Source organism: Nocardioides sp., assembly GCA_037045645.1.
Classification (GTDB): Bacteria; Actinomycetota; Actinomycetes; order Propionibacteriales; family Nocardioidaceae; genus Nocardioides.
This window is the reverse complement of record JBAOIH010000001.1, coordinates 106,964-126,212: the sequence shown is the minus strand read 5'-3', so window position 1 is coordinate 126,212 and position 19,249 is coordinate 106,964. Positions and strand designations below refer to the sequence as shown.

15 protein-coding genes, 1 tRNA gene and 1 pseudogene are annotated in these 19,249 nt (G+C 66.8%); 4 read left to right on the top strand and 13 right to left on the bottom strand.

The features are described from left to right. Nucleotides 1–24: 24 nt before the first annotated feature. The 5 genes from V9G04_00660 to V9G04_00640 all read right to left on the bottom strand — a co-directional run bounded on the left by V9G04_00660 (nt 25) and on the right by V9G04_00640 (nt 6,291). Complete coding sequence (locus tag V9G04_00660) at nt 25–1,542, bottom strand: aldehyde dehydrogenase family protein (GenBank protein ID MEI2711826.1); 1,518 nt, start codon at nt 1,540–1,542, stop codon at nt 25–27. Between the two features lie 38 nt (nt 1,543–1,580). Next, nucleotides 1,581–2,858: a TRAP transporter substrate-binding protein DctP gene (gene dctP / locus V9G04_00655; protein MEI2711825.1), complete on the bottom strand. Its 1,278-nt coding sequence runs from the start codon at nt 2,856–2,858 to the stop codon at nt 1,581–1,583. A 78-nt stretch (nt 2,859–2,936) separates the two neighbouring features. Further along, a complete protein-coding gene (dctP, locus tag V9G04_00650; GenBank protein ID MEI2711824.1) occupies nt 2,937–4,208 on the bottom strand; it encodes a TRAP transporter substrate-binding protein DctP in 1,272 nt (423 codons plus the stop codon). A gap of 102 nt (nt 4,209–4,310) precedes the next feature. Then, nucleotides 4,311–5,789: a TRAP transporter large permease gene (locus tag V9G04_00645; GenBank protein ID MEI2711823.1), complete on the bottom strand. Its 1,479-nt coding sequence runs from the start codon at nt 5,787–5,789 to the stop codon at nt 4,311–4,313. Between the two features lies 1 nt (nt 5,790). Next, on the bottom strand, nt 5,791–6,291 hold the full coding sequence (locus tag V9G04_00640) for a TRAP transporter small permease (protein ID MEI2711822.1): 501 nt from the start codon (nt 6,289–6,291) through the stop codon (nt 5,791–5,793). Nucleotides 6,292–6,508: 217 nt separating this feature from the next. On the opposite strand from V9G04_00640, the gene V9G04_00635 reads away from it, so the two are divergent. Continuing rightward, nucleotides 6,509–7,486 carry an NAD(P)H-quinone oxidoreductase gene (locus tag V9G04_00635; GenBank protein MEI2711821.1) on the top strand — a complete coding sequence of 326 codons (978 nt, stop codon included), beginning with the start codon at nt 6,509–6,511 and terminating at the stop codon, nt 7,484–7,486. Here V9G04_00635 and V9G04_00630 read toward each other — a convergent pair. Then, nucleotides 7,476–8,495 (bottom strand): annotated as a pseudogene (locus V9G04_00630) (MFS transporter). The gene V9G04_00635 and the pseudogene V9G04_00630 sit on opposite strands and share 11 nt — an antisense overlap. A 301-nt stretch (nt 8,496–8,796) precedes the next feature. Here V9G04_00630 and V9G04_00625 point away from each other — a divergent pair. Beyond that, nucleotides 8,797–9,612 carry an enoyl-CoA hydratase gene (locus V9G04_00625; GenBank protein MEI2711820.1) on the top strand — a complete coding sequence of 272 codons (816 nt, stop codon included), beginning with the start codon at nt 8,797–8,799 and terminating at the stop codon, nt 9,610–9,612. Nucleotide 9,613: 1 nt separating this feature from the next. Here V9G04_00625 and V9G04_00620 read toward each other — a convergent pair. The 3 genes from V9G04_00620 to V9G04_00610 all read right to left on the bottom strand — a co-directional run bounded on the left by V9G04_00620 (nt 9,614) and on the right by V9G04_00610 (nt 10,800). Further along, nucleotides 9,614–9,686, bottom strand: a tRNA-Thr gene (locus tag V9G04_00620). Between the two features lie 75 nt (nt 9,687–9,761). Further along, nucleotides 9,762–10,427, bottom strand: coding sequence for an endonuclease/exonuclease/phosphatase family protein (locus V9G04_00615; GenBank protein ID MEI2711819.1), 666 nt, complete (start codon nt 10,425–10,427; stop codon nt 9,762–9,764). A gap of 214 nt (nt 10,428–10,641) precedes the next feature. After that, a complete protein-coding gene (locus V9G04_00610; protein MEI2711818.1) occupies nt 10,642–10,800 on the bottom strand; it encodes a hypothetical protein in 159 nt (52 codons plus the stop codon). A gap of 103 nt (nt 10,801–10,903) precedes the next feature. Between V9G04_00610 and V9G04_00605 the strand changes: the two genes are divergently transcribed. Beyond that, a complete protein-coding gene (locus V9G04_00605) occupies nt 10,904–11,821 on the top strand; it encodes a LysR family transcriptional regulator (protein ID MEI2711817.1) in 918 nt (305 codons plus the stop codon). Nucleotides 11,822–11,836: 15 nt separating this feature from the next. Here V9G04_00605 and V9G04_00600 read toward each other — a convergent pair whose 3' ends face one another. Genes V9G04_00600 through tmk form a run of 3 tightly spaced genes read right to left on the bottom strand, consistent with a single transcriptional unit; the run spans nt 11,837 to nt 15,200 of the window. After that, nucleotides 11,837–13,399: an alpha/beta hydrolase gene (locus V9G04_00600; GenBank protein MEI2711816.1), complete on the bottom strand. Its 1,563-nt coding sequence runs from the start codon at nt 13,397–13,399 to the stop codon at nt 11,837–11,839. After that, nucleotides 13,399–14,559 carry a DNA polymerase III subunit delta' gene (locus V9G04_00595; protein MEI2711815.1) on the bottom strand — a complete coding sequence of 387 codons (1,161 nt, stop codon included), beginning with the start codon at nt 14,557–14,559 and terminating at the stop codon, nt 13,399–13,401. Before V9G04_00595 ends, V9G04_00600 begins: the two co-directional genes overlap by 1 nt. Then, nucleotides 14,556–15,200: a dTMP kinase gene (gene tmk / locus V9G04_00590; GenBank protein ID MEI2711814.1), complete on the bottom strand. Its 645-nt coding sequence runs from the start codon at nt 15,198–15,200 to the stop codon at nt 14,556–14,558. The genes V9G04_00595 and tmk overlap by 4 nt, the downstream gene beginning before the upstream one ends. 108 nt (nt 15,201–15,308) lie before the next feature. On the opposite strand from tmk, the gene V9G04_00585 reads away from it, so the two are divergent. Then, on the top strand, nt 15,309–16,478 hold the full coding sequence (locus V9G04_00585) for a hypothetical protein (GenBank protein ID MEI2711813.1): 1,170 nt from the start codon (nt 15,309–15,311) through the stop codon (nt 16,476–16,478). Here V9G04_00585 and topA read toward each other — a convergent pair whose 3' ends face one another. Continuing rightward, nucleotides 16,479–19,181: a type I DNA topoisomerase gene (gene topA, locus V9G04_00580; protein ID MEI2711812.1), complete on the bottom strand. Its 2,703-nt coding sequence runs from the start codon at nt 19,179–19,181 to the stop codon at nt 16,479–16,481. Between the last annotated feature and the right edge of the window lie 68 nt (nt 19,182–19,249).

The window sequence follows — 19,249 nt, the reverse complement described above, 5'->3', positions numbered from 1 at the left end:
TTGTGCCCCTGACCTCTCGAAACTTCAGTAGTTGCGTGACCAGACGGACTTGCGCCGGGTGTACTCCTCCAGCGCAGGACCACCCAGGCTGCGGCCGTACCCGGACGCCTTCGCGCCGCCGTACGACACTGCCGCATCGGTCACCTGATAGCAGTTGATCCAGACGGTGCCGGCGTCCAGCGCCTCGGCGGCCCGGTTGGCGCGCGCGATGTCGGTGGTGAAGACCCCGGCGGCGAGACCGAACTCCGTGTCGTTGGCCAACCGGTACGCCTCGCCCTCGTCCTCAAAGCTCAGGATCGACATGACGGGGCCGAAGATCTCCTCGCGGGCGATCGTCATCTGATTGCGTACGCCCGAGAAGATCACCGGGGCCTGGATGTTGCCCCCCGAGGCGGGCACCTCGCCCTCGTGCTCCAAGGTGGCGCCTTCGCTCTGGCCGAGCTCCACATAGTGGCGCACCTTGGCCAACTGCTCCGGGGTGATCAGGGGACCGAGTTCGCTCTCGGGGTCGAAGGCATTGCCCACCGGCAGTGCTTGCGACAACTCGACGCAGGCCCGCACGAAGTCGTCGTGGATGTCGCGATGCACCAGCGTGCGAGTGCCTGCCGTGCAGACCTGTCCCGAGTTGTTCCACACCGACCGCGTGGCTGCGGCAGCCGCGGCCTCCAGGTCGGCGTCAGGGAAGATCAGCACCGGCGACTTGCCGCCGAGTTCGAGATTGACCTTCTTGAAGGTCTGAGCCGCGGCAGCCGCGAGCGCTCGTCCCGTGCCCACCGAGCCGGTGAAGGAGAGCCGATTGATGCCGGGGTGGGCGACCATGGCCGAGCCGACGACGCCGTCGCCGTGCACCACGTTGAACACGCCGGGGGGGATCCCGGCCTCGAGGGCCAGCATCGCCATATAGGTCGCACTCAAGGGGGTGTGCTCTGCCGGCTTGAGGACGACCGAGTTGCCCGCCGCCAGCGCGGGTGCCACCTGGGCGAAGATGGCGCCCGGCCCGTTCCACGGCTTGATGACTCCCATCACGCCGATCGGCTCGACGCGCTCCTGCACGACGTATTCAGGGCCGACGGGGGGCAACTGGCCTACGAGCTTCGTGGGCCAGCCCGCGAAGTAGCGCAACGCGTTCGCGGAGTACTGCGCGATGAAGGACGCGTACCTGCGCAGGATCCCCGCGTCGAGCGCATCGAGGTCACCGATGACCTCCCCATGCTCCACGAGAAGATCCGCCAGTCGATGCAGGCGCGCCTCCTGCTCGCGCGGCGCGAGGCGGCGCCACCTCCCGTCGTCGAAGGCACGCCTGGCCGCCTTCACCGCCGAGTCGAGATCTTCAGCCGTGCCGTTGGCCACGGCCCCGAAGGTGCGCCCCGTCGAAGGGTTCACCATCGCGCGCTCTCCCCCAGCGACGGATCCCCTCGACTCACCGTCGATGACATGCGGCACTACACCGGCACCGATGAAGTCGGCTGCGGCACTGGAGAGCTGGCTCCCGTCGAATTCGACGGATGAGGTTGCGCGCGGATCGGTCGCAATGGCGGTCACGGCTGAAGATCTCCTTCTCGTGAGTGCGGCTGGCGCTATCAGGATGGCCGGTTGGCCGACAACGTGGTGCGCACCTCGTCCATGAACGGCTCGAAGTCGACCTCGTTGTCTTGCGCCCAGGCGGAGAAGTCGGCGTAGTCGACCTCGACGTCGTAGTCGAGTTCACCGACCTTGGCCCTCCAGGCGTCCGACGTCGAGCGGATCTGCTCCACGAGACCGGCTCCGTCCGTGATCGCCGAGTTCTTGGCGACCGCGTCGAGGAACTCGTCGTTGCCCTCGTCCAGAGCCGCCTGAGACGCCTCGTCCAGTCCGGCGATGCTGCCGCCCTTGCCCTCGACCTCGCCGAGGACATCGCGGTACATGCCCACGAGACCTTCCATGTTCGACTCGATGAACACGTCCGAGCGGTCATAGAGCAGTTGCTGCGCGACCAGGGGCAGTCCCTCGTACACCTCGGTGTTCACCGAGAGCGCCGAGGGGACCTGTCCGAAGTGGGTGTTGCGATCCAAGATCGCGTGCGGAGCGACGGAGAGCAGATCCGCGAGCGACACCACGGTGATCCCGGCGAAGGCGCAGTCGAGCACACCGCGTTGCAGTGCCTCGTAAATCTCTTCGTACGCCAGCGAGACCGGGGTCATCCCCATCGCCTTGGCCTCGGCCGAGTGCGCAGCACCGGAGATGCGGACCTGTGCTCCCTTGAGGTCGGCGGCCGTACGCAGTTCCTTGCCGCAGTAGATGCCGTTAATGCCACCGGTGAAGGCCGGCGCCAGGATCGTCAGATCGCGAGCAGCGAACTCCTCTTGCACCTGCTCATTGCCGACGGCGATCTCCGAGATGTAGCCGTGCGGCGTCATGATCATCTCCAGCGGAGAGCCGTTACCCATAAACGACGTGTCGCTCAAGGCCGCGTAGGCGGGATACGTGTCCGGTTCGTATCCCGCCATGACGCTGCCGAGATCCAGGCGGCCGTCGGCGATCGCCTCGTCCACCTCGGGCGCAGGAGCGACCGCGTTGGCGAAGGTCACGTTGAACTTGATCTTGCCTCCCGACCACTCTTCGACTGCAGCGAAGTAGTCCTCGAAGTTCTTGCCCACGGGCGAGCCCTCGGGGGCCGGGGACTGCGTGTTCAAAGTGATCTCATCGATCTCTTCGAAGGCGGCCTGGTACTCCTCCATGGAGGCGCCGAACGCGACCCCTTCGCCGTCTGACCTAGTGGCGGACTTCTCGTCCCGCTCAGCGCAGGCGGTCAGCGCCAGGGCAACGGTGGCGAATACAGCCACGCCGCGCGCTCGGCGCGATGGGGAGATGATGCGCATGGACTGGTCTCCTTCGATATGAGATCTCGGACCGCGTGACTGCGGTCACAGGGATCCTATTCCTCATGAGGAATAAGGTCAAGGGCGTTGTTCGTTCTGAATCTCGGTGACCTTGGCCATGAAGTCGGTCAGGTCGACCTCGTTCTCCTGCGCCCACGCCGGGAACTCGTCGTACTCCACCTCGGTGTCGTAGCCCAGTTCGCCGACCAACGCGCGCCACTTCTCTGACTTCTCGCGGATCTGCTCGATTAGGCCGGCTCCGTCTTCGATGGCCGCGTTGTCGGCGATCGCCTCGAGGAAGTCCTCGTTGCCCTTGTCCAGGGCAGCCTGCGCATCAGCATCCAGGCCGGCGATCGTGCCGCCCTTGCCCTCGACCTCACCCAAGACGTCGCGGAACAGGCCGACGAGGGAGTCCATGTTGGACTGCACGAAGACGTCGAGCCGGTCGAAGAGCAGTTGCTGGGCCACGAGAGGCAACTTGTCCCACGCTTGTTGGCTCATCACCAGCGTCGAGGGCACCTGAGCAAAGCTCGCCTCGTTCGACAAGATGAGGTGCGGCGACACCGAGAGCAGATCCGCGAGACGGACGACCGTCACGCCCGCGAACGCGCAATCCAGGACACCGCGCTGCAGGCCCTCGTAGACCTCCTCGAAGGTCAGCGAGACCGGCGACATGCCCAGCGCCTTGGCCTCAGCGGCATGCGCCGCACCAGAGATCCGCACCTGACTGCCCTTGAGGTCCGCCAGGCTGCGCCGCTCCTCAGTGCACAAGATGCTGTTGACGCCGCCGGTGAACGAGGGCACTAGCAACTTGAGGCCCGCGTCAGAGAACTCCTTCTGGACCTGCTCGTTGTCCCACACGATCTCGGTGACGTACCCATGCGGCGTCATGATCATTTCGAGCGGGTTGCCATTGCCCATGTAAGACGTGTCGCTCAACGCTGCATAAGCGGGGTACTTGTCGGGCTCGTAGGCCGCCATCACCAAGCCCATGTCCAAGCGGCCGTCCGCGAGAGCGTCGTCGGTCTCCGTGGCAGGCGCCACCGCGTTGGACCAGGCCACCTCGAAGGTGATCTTCCCGTCCGACCAGTCCTCGATCGCAGCGAAGTAGTCCTCGTAGTTCTTGGTGATCGGCGACCCCTTGGGCGCGGGCACTTGGGTGTTGATCTTGATCGGGTCGACGTCGGCGAACGCCGCCTGGAAGTCTGCCTTCTCGGTGCCGAACTCCACACCCTCGCCGCCACTGGCGTCGCCCTCAGTGCCGCTCTCGGCACACGCTGACAGGGCCAAGGCGCCGGCAGCGATCAGGGCGGCTGGCCGGAGCCAACGGTTCGCGGAACGTGTGCGCATCTGTGATCTCCTCTGTTGACAGCCACGGAGCGTGGTGACGTGGATCACAGGTTAATTCCTCATGATGATTGCTGGCAAGCAATTCTCATGAGATTTATGGAATTACTTCCCCATCGAGTCCGGGATGAAGGTGGCCACCTCCGGGAAGAAGATCAACAGCAGCGACACCAGCACGGCCATCGGCAAGAACCAGGTTGCCGCCATGAACACGTCGCCCATGGACACCTTCTGACCTCTGTTGACCTCGGGGTCCTTCACGATGCTGTAGATGATGAAGGCGAGAATGCCGACCGGGGGCGAGACCACCGCGAGTTCCCCCATGAAGACCGCGAAGACGCCGAACCAGAGCAGTGAGATGTCGAGCGCCTGCAGCGTCGGGATCAGGATCGGAACCGTGAGGACGAGCATCGGCAGCGGCTCGAGGAACGTGCCGAGCACTAGGTAGACGAGCAGCATCATCAGCAGGAAGCTCGTACGCCCGAGATTCATCGACTCGACCATCTGACTGAATCCAGTGGTGATCCCGGTCAGCACCATCATCCGGGAGAGCATCTCGACCCCGACGAGCATGAAGAAGATCGCACCCACGCTGCTGACCGTGGCAACTGCCGCATCGGCGACGGCTCGCCATGGGCCCGAGTTTCGGCGCCAGATCATAGCCACGATGAGTGAGACGAGAGCAGCAGCGGCGCCGGACTCCGATGCGGTGAAGACTCCCGAGAAGGTGCCCCAGATGATGATGCCGATGATCATCGGAACCGGCCAGATGGGCACGAGCGAGCGCCAGCGTTGAGCCCAGGAATAGGACTCCGGCTCCTCCCCTCCTCGCCCACCCCAAGCGGGCTTGAACGTCGCGAAGGCCACGATCATGATCGTGAACAGGATCGCCACCATGACGCCTGGCCCGATGCCCGCCATTAACTGCGGCCCGACGGGGACCTCCGCGATGCCTGCATAGATGACCAGCATGATGCTGGGCGGGATCAGTTGGCCGGGCAGTCCGGCGACGATCACCGCGCCGATCGCCATCCGTTTGTCATAGCCGGCTTTGAGCATCTCGGGGATGCCGATGCGAGCCAGCGCATAGGTCGTTCCCACCGACGATCCGCTCACGGCCGCGAGGCCCGAGCCCGCCAGGTTGGTGCCGACTGCCAGGCCGCCGGGCAACCAGCCGAGCCAACGCTGAGCGGCCACGTACAGTGCCTCGGTGAGGCCGGCCTTCCAGAGCAGAAGCCCCATCAGGATGAACATCGGGATGACGCTCAGGCTCCAGGTCGCTGTCTCGGAGTAGGGCATGGTGGCCAGCGACGACTCCACGAGCATCCAGCCGCGCATCGCGAACATGCCGAGCAGCGAAGGGATCATCATCGCCAGCGCGACCGGCAGCCGCAGGAAGATCAGGACCAGCATCTGCAAGCAGGCGATGACACCGATCGCTTCGGGCAAAAGAGGCATGAAGATGCCGATCGTCAACGCGATCAGCAATCCGATGGCGATGACGAACGTCAGCCACGATCCCGAACCTTTAGGCGGCTCGGTCGCGTCTTCGGCTGGTACGACGGGCAGGGTCTCGGCAGTCATCTCAGCGGTCCTCTCGCGCAGCAAGGACCTCGTCCTCGTCGACGCTTTTGAGCTCGGCCTCTTCGAGGCTGTCATCCACGCCGTGGGTGAAGACCCGGATCGTGGCATAGGCGTACTGCACGGTCATCACGGCGAAGGCGAGCGGTGCCAAGAAGTACACCGGCCACGCCGGCAGCGGGGAGACCCCCGCGTGCTTCTTGAACTCGAAGGCCTCGACAGCCTCCCCCCAGCCGTACCACGCCAGCCCGATGCTCAGCACGACCGCAGCCGCGTACAGCGAGGCCAACACGGGACGCTTGGTCACCTCCGGCAACCGGGTGAAGATCAGGTCCGCGGCGATGTGCTGGCCTCTGCGCTGGGCCGCCATGAAGCCAAGGAAGGCCAGCGTGGGCATGTACCAGTACTGGGTGATCTCAAGGGTGTATTCGATGGGTTGTTTGAAGTAGGTCCGCAGCACGGCGTTGGCGGTGATCTGCAGCATCATCAAAAACGTGATGATCACGGCAGGGACCTCGATAGCAAGATCCCCGGCCCTCGCCCAGGCTGAGCGACCCGTTGAGCTGATGTCCATCCGAACTGCCTCCCGGCACTGTGCTGTTGTGACCGCGGTCACGCTCGTGGAGGAGTGAATCAGCGACGCCGGGTCACTGTCAATATTTCTCATGATAAATACAGCCAACTCTCTTCAATCCCGGTGATCGACATGGCAAGGTGAGCGCATGCGTGCGATCACCATGGAGTCGTTCGGTGGGCCTGATGTCATGGCGCTCACCGAGTTGCCGGATCCCGTTGCAGGCGAGGGCGAGGTGGTCATCGAGGTGGCGGCGACTGCCGTCAATCGCGCAGACACCTTGCAACGGCAGGGCTACTACCCGCCGCCGCCCGGCGTGACGGACGTCATGGGCCTCGAGTGCGCGGGCACGATCGTCGAGGTCGGCCAAGCGGTCGAACGGTGGCAGGTCGGTGACCGAGTGTGCGCTCTGCTCGCCGGAGGCGGGTACGCCAGCAGGGTCGCGGTGCCTTGGCAACAGGTCATGCCCGTGCCCTCGAATCTCGACCTTCCAGCCGTCGCTGCGCTGCCGGAGGTCTCCGCGACGGTGTGGTCGAACGTGTGGATGACGGCGCGGTTGCAACCGGGCGAGACGCTGCTGGTCCACGGCGGGGCTGGCGGTATCGGCAGCTTCGCCATCCAGTTGGCGACCGCCCTGGGGCATCGCGTGATCACGACCGTGGGAAGCGACGAGAAGGCGAACACGGCGCGCGGCCTGGGCGCCGACCTAGCGATCAATTACCGCACCGAAGACTTCGTGGCCGCGACCAAGGAAGCCACCGACGGTCGCGGTGTCGACGTCATCCTCGACAACATGGCGGGTTCGTACCTCGCACGCAACCTGTCCACCCTCGCCACCGGTGGCCGACTCGCGATCATCGGCATGCAGGGCGGCACGCGCGCCGAACTCGACATGGGCAAGTTGCTGGTGAAGCGAGCCGCGGTGATGGCGACCTCGCTGCGGCCTCGGCCGGTGGCAGAAAAGGGCGCGATCTGTCGCGAGGTGGAGGATTCGATCTGGCCCCTGGTGGAGTCGGGACAGATCCTCCCGGTCATCGATCAAGTCATGCCGCTCTCGGAGGTCGCACAGGCACACCAGCGGCTTGAGGCAAGCGAGCACACCGGCAAGATCGTGCTCATTCCCTGACGCCGCGCCACACGAGCCAGCAAGCGACAGCGACACCGGCCACGACCGCTTGGGTGCCTAGCAGCCCCGCGGTCACGCCCCACACATCGCCGAGCGCGCCGATCAGCGCTGCGCCCACGGGACGGGCGCCCAGCCAGCACAGGAACCACAGCGCGGTCACCCGTCCGCGCAGACCAGGCGGCGTCAGGAGTTGGAGCAACGTGGCGTTGCTGGCGTGAGCGATCGTCATGCCCACACCCGCTAGGGCCATCCCCGCGAGCGCGAGTCCCACCGAGCCCGAAATCGTGACCACGAGGAGGCCCGCGGACATCAGCAGCAGCCCGCCTGAGGCACCGTGAGCGTGCCCCAACCTGCGGCGTACGGTGCCCAGTGCGAGCAGACCGAGCACGCCACCGACACCGAACGAACTGGCGATCCAACCGGCCATTCGTACCTCGCCCAACTGGGCCGCCAAAGCAGGCGCCAACGTGACGCCGGGCTCCGCGCCGATGCCGATAGCGGCGGCACCCACCAGCACCAGCAGCAAGGGCTTGTTCTGCCACAGATGGGCGATTGCGGTCGCGAGTCGCACCGAGCCGGCCTCATCCTCGGCAGCGAGGCGCTGCGGCAATCGCAACCAGGCCATCACAGCGGCGCAGCCGAAGTTCAGCAGAGCCGCACACAGGCAGGCGCTCGCCGGCCCGGCGATGAGGAGCAGGAGCCCCGCCAGAGCCGGACCCAGCGCTCGCGCGACCATCAGCGGTACGGAGTTCAGCGGGATGGCGACCGCGAGTTCGTGAGGTTCGACAAGGACCGTGAGCACCGCTGATGTCGACGCCGAACCGACCGAGAAGCCCAGGCCGACCACCAACGAGGCGAGCAGCACGGGCGTGGGGCCGGCCAGCCCGGAAGGCCCGCCGACGGCGAGCAGCCAGCACCCCAGCAGGGTCGAGCCAGCGCCGGTGAGCAAGAAGCCCGACACGATCAGAGTCGCGACGTGCCCTCGGTCGGCGAGCACTCCCGAGAGCGGCGTGAGGAAGAATTCGCGGCAGGAATTGCGCGACCGTGATCAGGGCGACCGCTGCGACCGAGCCGGTGGCCTCGTACATGACGATGGCGGAGACCACCGCGAAGGCCCAAAAGCCCAGATACGCGGCGGCGCGCGCCCACAGATAGGCGCCCATCGATCTGCTGAAGGCCAACTGTCCCGCCGAGCGCGGATGCTCGACGACGCCCTTCACCACGACAGTCTCATCCGGCATCGAAGAGCCGTCAACAATTTCTCATGATATTTGTGGCGCGGTCGGTCGGTTGCGGTCTAGCCTCGTCCGATGAGCACCGACGAGCCGGTTCACTACGTTGTCGACGGTCCCACGGCGTACGTCACGATGAACCGCCCGGAGTTCGCCAACGCGCAGAACTCGGCGATGACGTACGCACTCGACGACGCGTTCAGCCGCGCCGTCGACGACGTCGAGGTCAAAGTGATCGTGCTGCGCGGCGCCGGTCGGCATTTCTCGTCAGGCCACGACATCGGTACGCCAGGGCGAGATGTCGATACCTCATTCGAGCGGCGCGCCGTCTTGCATTGGGACCATGTGGGTCAGCAGGGCGTCGAGTCCCGGTGGGCCCGAGAATCCGAGGTCTATCTCGGTATGTGCCGACGGTGGCGTGAGGTGCCGAAGCCGACGATCGCGATGGTCCACGGTGCCTGCATCGCCGGGGGGCTGATGCTCGCATGGGCCTGCGACTTCATCGTGGCATCCGATACCGCTTACTTCCGCGATCCGACCGTGGCGATGGGGATCCCTGGCGTGGAGTTCTTCGCGCACCCCTGGGCGCTGAATCCCCGTGCCGCCAAGGAACTGCTCTTCACTGGCGAGGCGATAAGCGCCGAACGTGCCTATGCCCTCGGCATGGTGAACCGCGTCGTGCCCGAGCCTGAGCTCCAAGAGACGGTTGACCAGCTAGCCAACCGGATAGCCCAGATGCCCCGCCTCGGTCTGGCGCTCGCCAAGAAGGCGGTCAACCAGGCAGAGGATCTGATGGGGCTGCACGCCGGGATGGATGCTGTCTTCGGTCTGCACCACGCGGCACACGCGCACAACGCGGAAGTCTTCGGGGACAGCTTGGCCAGAGGCGTGTGAGAGCCGCCTGTCGGAATCGAACCGACGACCTAATCATTACGAGTGATTCGCTCTACCGACTGAGCTAAGGCGGCCAGCTGCTGAGCCGAGGACGGCTGCGCAACGCGGCGAGTATAGAGAGTCCACGCGGCCAGCCCGCAATCGGGACATCAGGGCGCGAACTCCACGGTCACCGCGACATGATCTGAGCCGAGATCGGACAACGTACGCAGCCGGACGGCCGTCAGGGAGGCCGAGGCCAGCACCCAGTCGATGGTCCCGCCGTGCCTGCCGGTGCCGCCGACCGGTGCGCCGAGGGTGTCGTACGGATTCATCAACCCAGCAGCGGATACCCAGCGCACGGGGTAGCCGTCCCCCTCATAGCGGACGTTGAAGTCCCCCGGCACGAAGACCGGGCCCCGGGCCGACAGTCGCGCGACCAGGCCGCCCAGGTTGCGGAGGTACTCGTGCAGGTCGATGCCCACGGGATTGGGATGGACCGCGATCACCGAGACGACGGCGCCGGTGTGCGTACGCAGGGTCGCCCAGTTGGCCCGGCGCAGCCGCCACGAGGGGAAGCGCAGGTCGGGTTCGGCCGACATGTGGGCCGAACCCGACGCCAGCAGCGTCCAGTCGTCGCGCCACAGCACGGCCGTGTCCTGCGCGTGCCGGGGCTCAACCGGCAGCCAGGCCCGATAGCCGGCAGGCGCCAGCGTCGACGCCGACTTGTCGTACGTCTCGCTGAGCCCGATCAGATCGGGTTGGTGCCTGCGAACGAGGGTCCGCAAATCGTCGCGCCAGGATGGGTTCTCCGACCAAAGGTTGAACTGCGACACCGCCACGTTCGCTGGCAAACCTGGCACCAAAGTCGGGGTCGGAGTGGGAGAGGATGGCAGCGGCTGCCGCGGCGGCTCGCCGACATCGCGCAACGCAAGCAGCCCCGCCGCCGCACCCAACACGAGGGCGATCAGCAGCAGGGCTACGAGCCGGAACCGACCGGGATGAGATGAGTCAGCGATGCGGCCACGCTACGGCAGGGGCGAGAACCGCTCAGGCTGCGACGGGGCCGCGTGCGCCCCACAACTGCTCCGACCCGCACCAGCACTCATAACGTACGACGGCACCGTGCTCGGTGTTGTCGAGGCCGCGGATCTGGCTTTCGAAGATCAGGTGGTGTTTGCCGCAGGCGGCACAGGTGGCGTCGAACATGGCGACCTCCTCAAGATCAGTGAGTGAACGATTGGCAGAAGTCTCGCTGGACCGAAGCGATAGGGGTAGCCTCACTTTCCAGTAACTTCCCAAGGACTTGCCTATGCTTTCGCTGCATCAACTCACCTGCTTCCTCGCGACGTACGAAGCCGGCTCGCTGACCGCCGCCGCCGCCGACCTCGGCTACGCCCAGCCCAGCGTCTCGGAGCAGATCCGCTCGCTGGAGAAGTCCCTGGGCGTCACGCTCTTCGAGCGAGTAGGAAGAGGCGTCCTCCCCACGTCGGCCGCTGAGTCACTGCGACCGTACGCAGAAGCAACCCTCGCAGCGGCCGACCAAGCCAGGCGCGCCGTGCAGGCGGTGAAAGAACTCGAGACAGGCACCATCCGCTTCGGTGTCTTCGGCATCTCCCGGCTCTACCTCAGCGCCACGCTGATCGGCGACGTGCTGGACCGCTACCCCGGAGTCCGCGTCGAACTCATCGGCCAGAACTCCTCCGAGGTCCTCGACGACCTGCGCCGCGGCCGGATCGAGGCCGCCCTCGTCGCCTCACCGGCCAGCACCGAGGGCCTGGAGATCATCCCGGTCGCACGAGACGAATTGGTCTATATCTCGGTCCACCCCGAGCGCGTGGCAAAGCCCGTCACCGCCAAACGGCTGGCCGAGTCGCCGATGGTCCTGCCTGAGACGAGTTTCGCCTCGGTCGACGCGACCCGCGGGCGGCTGCGGCAGATGGTGCACGAGGCCGGCTTCAACCCGCGTACGCGTGTGGAGGTGGAGGATGTCGAGACCGCCGTCGAGGTGGCCGGGGCCGGCTACGCCGACACCGTCATCCCTCGAGGGGCGGCCAACGCGATCCTGCCCAGACTCGCACCGGACGCGGGCTTCGTCAGCCTCAGTCCGGCCCTCTACGAGACCTTCGCGATCGTGCACCGCACGGGCGCGCACCTGAGCCCGGCCGCGCAACTGATGATCAAACTCGCGACCGAACGGATCCTGCAGGTCGCCGAGCCTCTGCGCTGAGCACCGGCCCAAGGCTCAGCAGCTCAACCCGTCATCCGGCACGGTCCCCTCGACCAGGTAGTCCTCCACCGCCAGATCCACGCAACGGTTGCCCGAGTTATAACCCGTGTGCCCATCCCCGTCACGCGAGACCAGCACCCCGGACTCCAACTGAGCGGCCAATGCCTCGGCCCATTCGTACGGTGTCGCCGGATCACGCGTCGTCCCGATCACCACGATCGGCGCCGCACCGGCCGCACGGATGTCGAGTGGTGCGAGTGTCGAGCGCGCCACCTGCCCCTTGCAGCCGGCCAGCATCCAGGCGAACGTACGCCCCAGAGTCGGGGACGCCTCCTCGAACTCCGGCACCGCCGCGTGGATCTTGCGCGGCCCGATCGCCCACGGATCGTCGAGGCAGTTGATCGCGAAGATCGCTTCCGACGAGTTGTCCTCATACGTGCCGTCGCCGTTGCGCGAGGCGTACAGGTCGGCGAGGTTCAACAGCCCGGCACCGTCTCCCTTGAGGGCATCGGCCAAGGCGGTGTCCAGGATGTACCAGTAGTCCTTGTTGTAGAGCGGCGCGATCAGGCCATAGAGCGCCCGGCCCTGGGTCAGCTCGCGATCGGTGCCGGTGCCGAGCGGCTCTTGATCCGTCTCGGCGAGGAGCTCCTTGATCGTGGCCAGCCCCTCGTCGACCGAGTCGCCCAGGAAGCAGCCCCCTCGATCCACGCACGCTTGGACGTACGCCGAGAGCGCCCGCTCGAAACCCCGTGCCTGCCCGAGCGTAATGTCGCGCGAGGACAGCGACACGTCGAGCGCCCCGTCGAGGACGAAGCGACCGACTCGGTCGGGGAAGAACTCGGCGTACGTCGCCCCGAGACGGGTGCCGTAGGAAGCCCCGAAGTAGTCCAGGTGCTCTTCGCCGAGAGCCGCGCGCAGGACATCCATGTCACGCGCCGCCTCCTGGGTGGTGACGTGGGAGATCAGGTCACCGGTGTTGTCCACACAACCCTGGCCGAAGTCACGCAACGAATCGAAGAACTCGGCCTCCTCCTCGGCATCATCGGGGTCGGGATCACCCGCGAGATAGTCATCGAGCGCCCCGTCGGAGAGGCAGTCGACCGGGCTGCTCTCCCCCGTGCCGCGCGGGTCGAAGCCGACGATGTCGTACGACTCGAGCAGCGCCGGACGAAACACCTGCTCGGCGGCGGCCGCATAGGAGGTCCCCGGGGCTCCGGGACCACCCGGATTCACGACCAGCGATCCGATCGGGGTGCCCTGGGCGCGCACCCGCAACAACGCGATCTCCACGGTCTCACCGGTCGGGTCGGCGTAGTCGACCGGCACGGTCAGGGACGCACATTCGTACGCACTGCGGCACCCCTCCCAGTCCAGCGACTGGCCGTAGAACTCGGCCAACTCGGGCTCTGGCGGCTCCACCGCGGCGCTGGAGGTCGCAGACGGCGAGCGGGTCGGGAAGGTGGGCTGCGCGATCGGTTTGGAGGCTTCGTACGTGATCGCGATGCCCACGCCGATCAGCGCCAGCACCATCATGGTGACGAGCACGGGCACCAGCCAGCGCGGTTTGGTGGACTCCATCACTTCGCTTCCATGCCGGCGAGCCACAACCCCACCATCATCGACTCCAACGCAAGCAACGGCGGCACGTTGAACTCCAGCAGTTGTTCGCGAGCCGCGAAGATCATCTCGATCCGCGCCAGGTTGACCTCCGCAGAGGCGGCACCGGCCAGGTCCTGGACCTGGCGGCGCAGGTCCTCGTTGACCAACTCGGCACCGCTTGCAGCCGCGATCCGCAGCGCGTCACGATAGACCGACGCGAGATCCATCAGGCCGCGATCCACGACATCGCGCACCTGCCGGGTCGCGCGCTTCTTCTGGTCGCGCTCCAGTGCCGCGAGCGCCGGGGCGTACTCTCGCGGCCGACGGCCGCCCTGCACGACGCCGTACGCCGACGCGAGGGCGGTCTTCTCCCGCTCGTCCGCCTCGTCGGTAAACGCCTTCGCCTCGGCCTTGGCTGCCTCGTTGACCGTCTCGGCCGCGGACATCGCGGCACCCAGTGACGTCAGGCCGAACGGCAACGTGACGACGCTGTGGCGGCGCTGCATGGTCTCGTCGTCGGTCGCGAGCGCACGCGCGCGGCCGATGTGTCCCTGCGCTGCACGAGCGGCCGTGTGAGCGCGTTGCCGGTCAGCCCCTTGGGCTATCAGGAATGCCTCGACGTCGCGGGCGTGCGGGGTGGACAACTCGACCATCCGGCAGCGGGAGCGAATCGTCGGCAGCATATCTTCTGCCGTCGGAGCGCAGAGCATCCAGACCGTACGCTCCGACGGCTCCTCGATCGCCTTCAGCAGCGCGTTGGAAGCCTGGTCGGTGAGCCGGTCTGCGTCCTCGATGATGATGATCTGCCAGCCGCTGCCCACCGGCGTCAGGGCGGCCCGACGAACGAGTTCGCGCACGTCATCGACGCCGATGGTGAGTTGCTGCGTCGCGACCAGTCGTACGTCCGCATGCGTCTTGACCATCACCGTGTGACAGGCGTGGCACTCGCCGCAACCAGCGGCCACACCGCCGGGGCGCTCGCACTGCAACGCCGCCGCGAAGACCAGCGCCAGGTTGGAGCGGCCGGAGCCCGGCGGACCGGAGAAGAGCCAGGCATGGGTCATCCCCTGCCCGGACGTGGCGGCCTGAAGGGCCGTGATCGCCACCTGCTGGCCGACCAACGTGTCCCAGACGGTCATCGGGCCACCTGATCGAGCAGCGGCTCGATCCGAGCGCGTACGGCCGCCGCGATCTCCTCGACCGGTGCGCGAGCGTCGAGCACCAGGTAGTGCTCCGGCGCCGCCTGCGCCATCAGGAGGAATGCCACCCGTACGCGCTCGTGGAACTCCAGCGACTCACCCTCGATCCGGTCGCGCTCCTCGAAGCGCCCCAGCCCGGCGCTCGGCTCCAGGTCGAGCACCACGGTCACGTGCGGACGCAGGTTTCCGGTCGCCCAGCGAGCGACCTCCTCGACCTCCCCGACGTCCAGGGCACGCCCCGCGCCCTGGTAGGCCAGGGTCGAGTCGACATAGCGGTCGGTGATCACGACCTCGCCGCGAGCCAGTGCAGGCTTGACGACGGTCTCCACATGCTCGGCCTTGTCTGCGGCGTAGAGCAGCGACTCGGTGCGGTCGGCGAGCGCGCCGGTGGCCGGGTCGAGCAGGATCTGGCGGATCTTCTGACCGACTGCCGTGTCGCCGGGCTCGAAGGTCGACACCACCGTGACGCCCTGGGACTCCAGCCATTCGCGCAGGAGTCGGGACTGGGTCGACTTGCCCGCGCCCTCACCGCCCTCGAAGCACACGAATACCCCGCGGTCGGAGTAGACGGGATCGGTCACGGCCGTAACCCTACGGGTCGGCACCGACGCCCGACCAAAGTGTGAATTCCTGTCCACACAGGCATTCAGGGGTTATCTGATTGAGGGGCATAGGGGAGGATTGCCCGCGTGTTCTCGATCAAGGCCGTCAGCACCGGCGCCGTAGCCACTGTCGCGGCCGCGTCCGTCCTGGCCGTCACCTGGCATTCGCCCGCAGCCAGCCCGGATGCCCGCGCGCCGCAGCCCACCGTCGTCGCGCCAGCGCCGGGCGCCGCGCCCCTGCCTGTCAACGTGACTTTCGAGGGCGCCGTGTCGAGCTTCAAGACGTCTCGCACGGCCACCATGACGGCACCTGAGATCCCGAGCACCGCACTTGCCGCCTACCAGAACGCCGCCGCCATGATGGCAACCGCGCGACCCGAGTGCGGCCTGCGGTGGGAGTTGCTGGCGGCCGTCGGCAGCGTCGCCTCCGATCACGGGCGCGTGGGTGGCCGGGTGCTCGGCACCGACGGTCGGATCACGCCGCGCCTGCGCGCTGCGGGCGTACGCGGCCCGATGCGGCTGCAGCCCGACGCGTGGGCCGGCATCGGCGTGGACGCCGATAACGACGGCCTGCGCCGCATCGGCGACCTCGACGATGCCTCCCTCGCGGTCGCGGCCGTGTTGTGCCACGACGGCGGTGACCTCGGCCAGCAAGCGGACCGGCGCAAGGCGTTGCGCCAACTCCACACGGGCAGGGTCTACGCGCAGAAGGTCGAGAGCGCGTACGAGCTCTACACCTCGCAGACGTACGCCGACGTCCACGTCACCTCGTACGCCCTGCCGCCCATGGACGTGATGCCGATCGAGACGATCGCGACCGGATTGGCACCGAAGGCGGTCGTCACCGCGTCCACGAGCGCCCCGGTGTTCGTCCTGGCCTCCCAGACGCCGGCGCCCACGACGGCGCCTCCCACCACAGCACCCACGACGCCGCTTCCCACCACCTCGCCGACGGTCGTCCCCACTCCGACCGTCAGCGCGACCCCGCCCGCCCAGACCGCAGCGGAGCTCTGCGGAGCGCACGGTTTCGTGGACCCCGAGCTGGCCGACTGCATCGCCGATCAGCCGGCACTCGTCAACGCACAGATCGCCTGCGCCATGCTCGAGGTCGGCCTCAACGACGTGGCCCGCACCGACGACGACTTCGACCTGTGCGTACGCGAGCAGTTCCCGGCCTGGCATGGCGCCACGACGCCGACACCCTCCGTAGCGCCGACCGAGGTCGCCGTCCTGCCCTCGGCCACCGCGATCCCCTGATCAGGACTTCTTCGCGGCAGCCTTCTTCGTCGTCTTCTTCGCGGTCGTCTTCTTGGCGGCCGTCTTCTTCGCAGTCGACTTCCTGGTCGACTTCTTCGCCGCCCGCTTGGCAGTCTTCTTCGCCGGACCACGAGCGCGCCGATCGGCGAGCAGTTCGGCAGCCCGCTCGGTCGTGATGTCCTCGACCGAGTCATCCTTGCGCAAGGTGGCGTTGTATTCGCCGTCGGTGACGTATTCGCCGAAACGGCCCGACTTCACCACGATCGGCTGACCGGAGACCGGGTCGTTGCCGAGTTCCTTCAGCGGCGCCGCGGCAGCAGCACGACCACGGGTCTTGGGCTGGGCATAGATCGCCAGAGCCTCGTCGAGGGTGATCGTCAGCAGTTGGTCCTCGCTGACCAGCGACCTGGAGTCGGTGCCCTTCTTCAGGTACGGCCCGTAGCGACCGTTCTGCGCGGTGATCTCCACACCCTCGGCGTCCGAGCCGACCACACGCGGCAGCGACAACAGCTTGAGCGCGTCGTCCAAGGACACGGTCTGCAACGTCATCGACTTGAACAGCGAACCCGTACGCGGCTTCGCGGACTTCGACGCGTCCTCGGGCAGCACCTCGGTCACGTACGGACCGAAGCGACCGTTCTTCGCCACGATCTGCAAGCCGGTCTCGGGGTGCGCACCCAGCGCGATCTCCTCCCCTGCCGGATTGGCGAAGAGTTCCTTGGCCTTCTCCAGCGTCAACTCGTCGGGCGGCAGGTCGTCGGGCACGTTGGCCCGCTTGCCCGCAGGGTTGCCTTCGTCGTCGGGACCTTCGAGGTAGGGGCCGTAGCGACCCACCCGCAGCACGATGCCCGACTCCTTGCCACCGATCGGGAAGGTGGCAAGGTCCTTGGCATCGATCTCGCCCAACTCGTTGACCAGGGTGTGCAGACCCGCGACCGAGTCGTTGCCGAAGTAGAACTCCTGCAGTTCGCTGACCCGGTCCTTCTCACCCTTGGCGATGTCGTCGAGGACGTCTTCCATCCCGGCGGTGAACTCGTACGAGATCTGGCGCGGGAAGTGCTCCTCCAGCAGCCGAGTCGCGGAGAACGCGATCCAGGCAGGCACCAGCGCGGTGCCCTTCTTGTAGACATAGCCGCGGTTCTGGATGGTGCCGATGATCGAGGCGTACGTCGACGGGCGCCCGATCTCGCGATCCTCGAGTTCCTTGATCAGCGTGGCCTCGGTGTAGCGAGCCGGGGGCTTGGTCTCGTGACCCTCGGCCGAGATCGACGCGGCCGACACGGTCTCGCCCTGGCTCAGGCCGGGCAGCCGGGTCTCGGCGTCGTCGGCGCGCTTGGAGTCGTCGCGGCCCTCGACGTACGCCTTGAGGAAGCCGTGGAAGGTGATCGTGCGACCACTCGCGGAGAAAACCACGTCCCGACCGTCGGAGGACTGCCCACCCAGGCGGACGGTGACGGAGTTGCCGGTCGCGTCCTTCATCTGCGAGGCGACCGTACGCATCCAGATCAGCTCATAGAGGCGGAACTGGTCGCCGCTCAGGCCGGTCTGCGCCGGAGTCTGGAACGAGTCGCCGGCCGGACGAATCGCCTCGTGCGCCTCTTGGGCGTTCTTGACCTTGCCGGAGTAGACGCGCGGAGCGTCGGGAAGGTATTCGGCCCCGTAAAGGTCGCGCACCTGGTTGCGGGCGGCCGCGATCGCCGACGTCGACAGCGTGATCGAATCCGTACGCATATAGGTGATGTAACCGCCCTCATAGAGACGCTGCGCCACCGACATCGTGGTCGACGCGCTCATGCCAAGCTTGCGCGAGGCCTCCTGCTGCATCGTGGTGGTGCGGAAGGGGGCGTACGGCTGGCGGCGGTAGGGCTTGGACTCGACCGAGCGTACGGAATAGGTCGTGTCGCCCAGAGCGCGTACGAGTGCCTCGGCCGCGGCCTGGTTGAGGTGCAGCTTGCTCTGCGACTTCAGCGTGGCGGTGTTGTCGAAATCCGAGCCGCTCGCGACGCGGGAGCCGTCGATCGAGTGCAGCTTGGCGGGGAACATCCGCGGGTCGTGTTTGTCGCCCGCGTCGAACGTGCCTTGCAGATCCCAGTAGGACGCGACCCGGAACGCCATCCGCTCGCGCTCGCGGTCGACCACGAGTCGGGTGGCCACGGACTGGACGCGACCGGCCGAGAGTCCGCTCATCACCTTGCGCCACAGCACCGGGCTGACCTCGTAGCCGTAGAGCCGGTCCAGGATGCGACGCGCTTCTTGCGCCTCGACCAGATCGTCGTTGATCTGGCGCGGGTTGGCGACAGCCTCTTCGATCGCGGAGCGGGTGATCTCGCCGAAGACCATCCGGTGGACCGGGATGTTCTTGGGCTTGAGTTCGTCGAGCAGATGCCAGGCGATCGCCTCGCCCTCGCGGTCACCATCGGTGGCGAGGTAGAGCTCGTCGGCGTCCTTGACCAAGCCTTTGAGTTTGCGGACCTGGTCGCGCGACTTGGCCGGGACGACGTAATAGGGCGTGAAGTCGTTGTCGACGTCGACAGCCATCCGCCCCCAGGGCTTGTCCTTGATCTTGGCAGGAGTGTCGGCAGCGCTCTGCGGAAGGTCGCGGATGTGACCAATGGACGCCTCGACGACGTACCCCTTGCCGAGGTAGTCCCGGATCTTGGAGATCTTTCCGGGCGACTCGACGATCACCAACTTGTGTGCCACTGAACCTTCGTCCTTCTCGATGCGGTTGAGCCTCCCGAGACCCTTCCGGGCCGACACGGTAGCGCGAA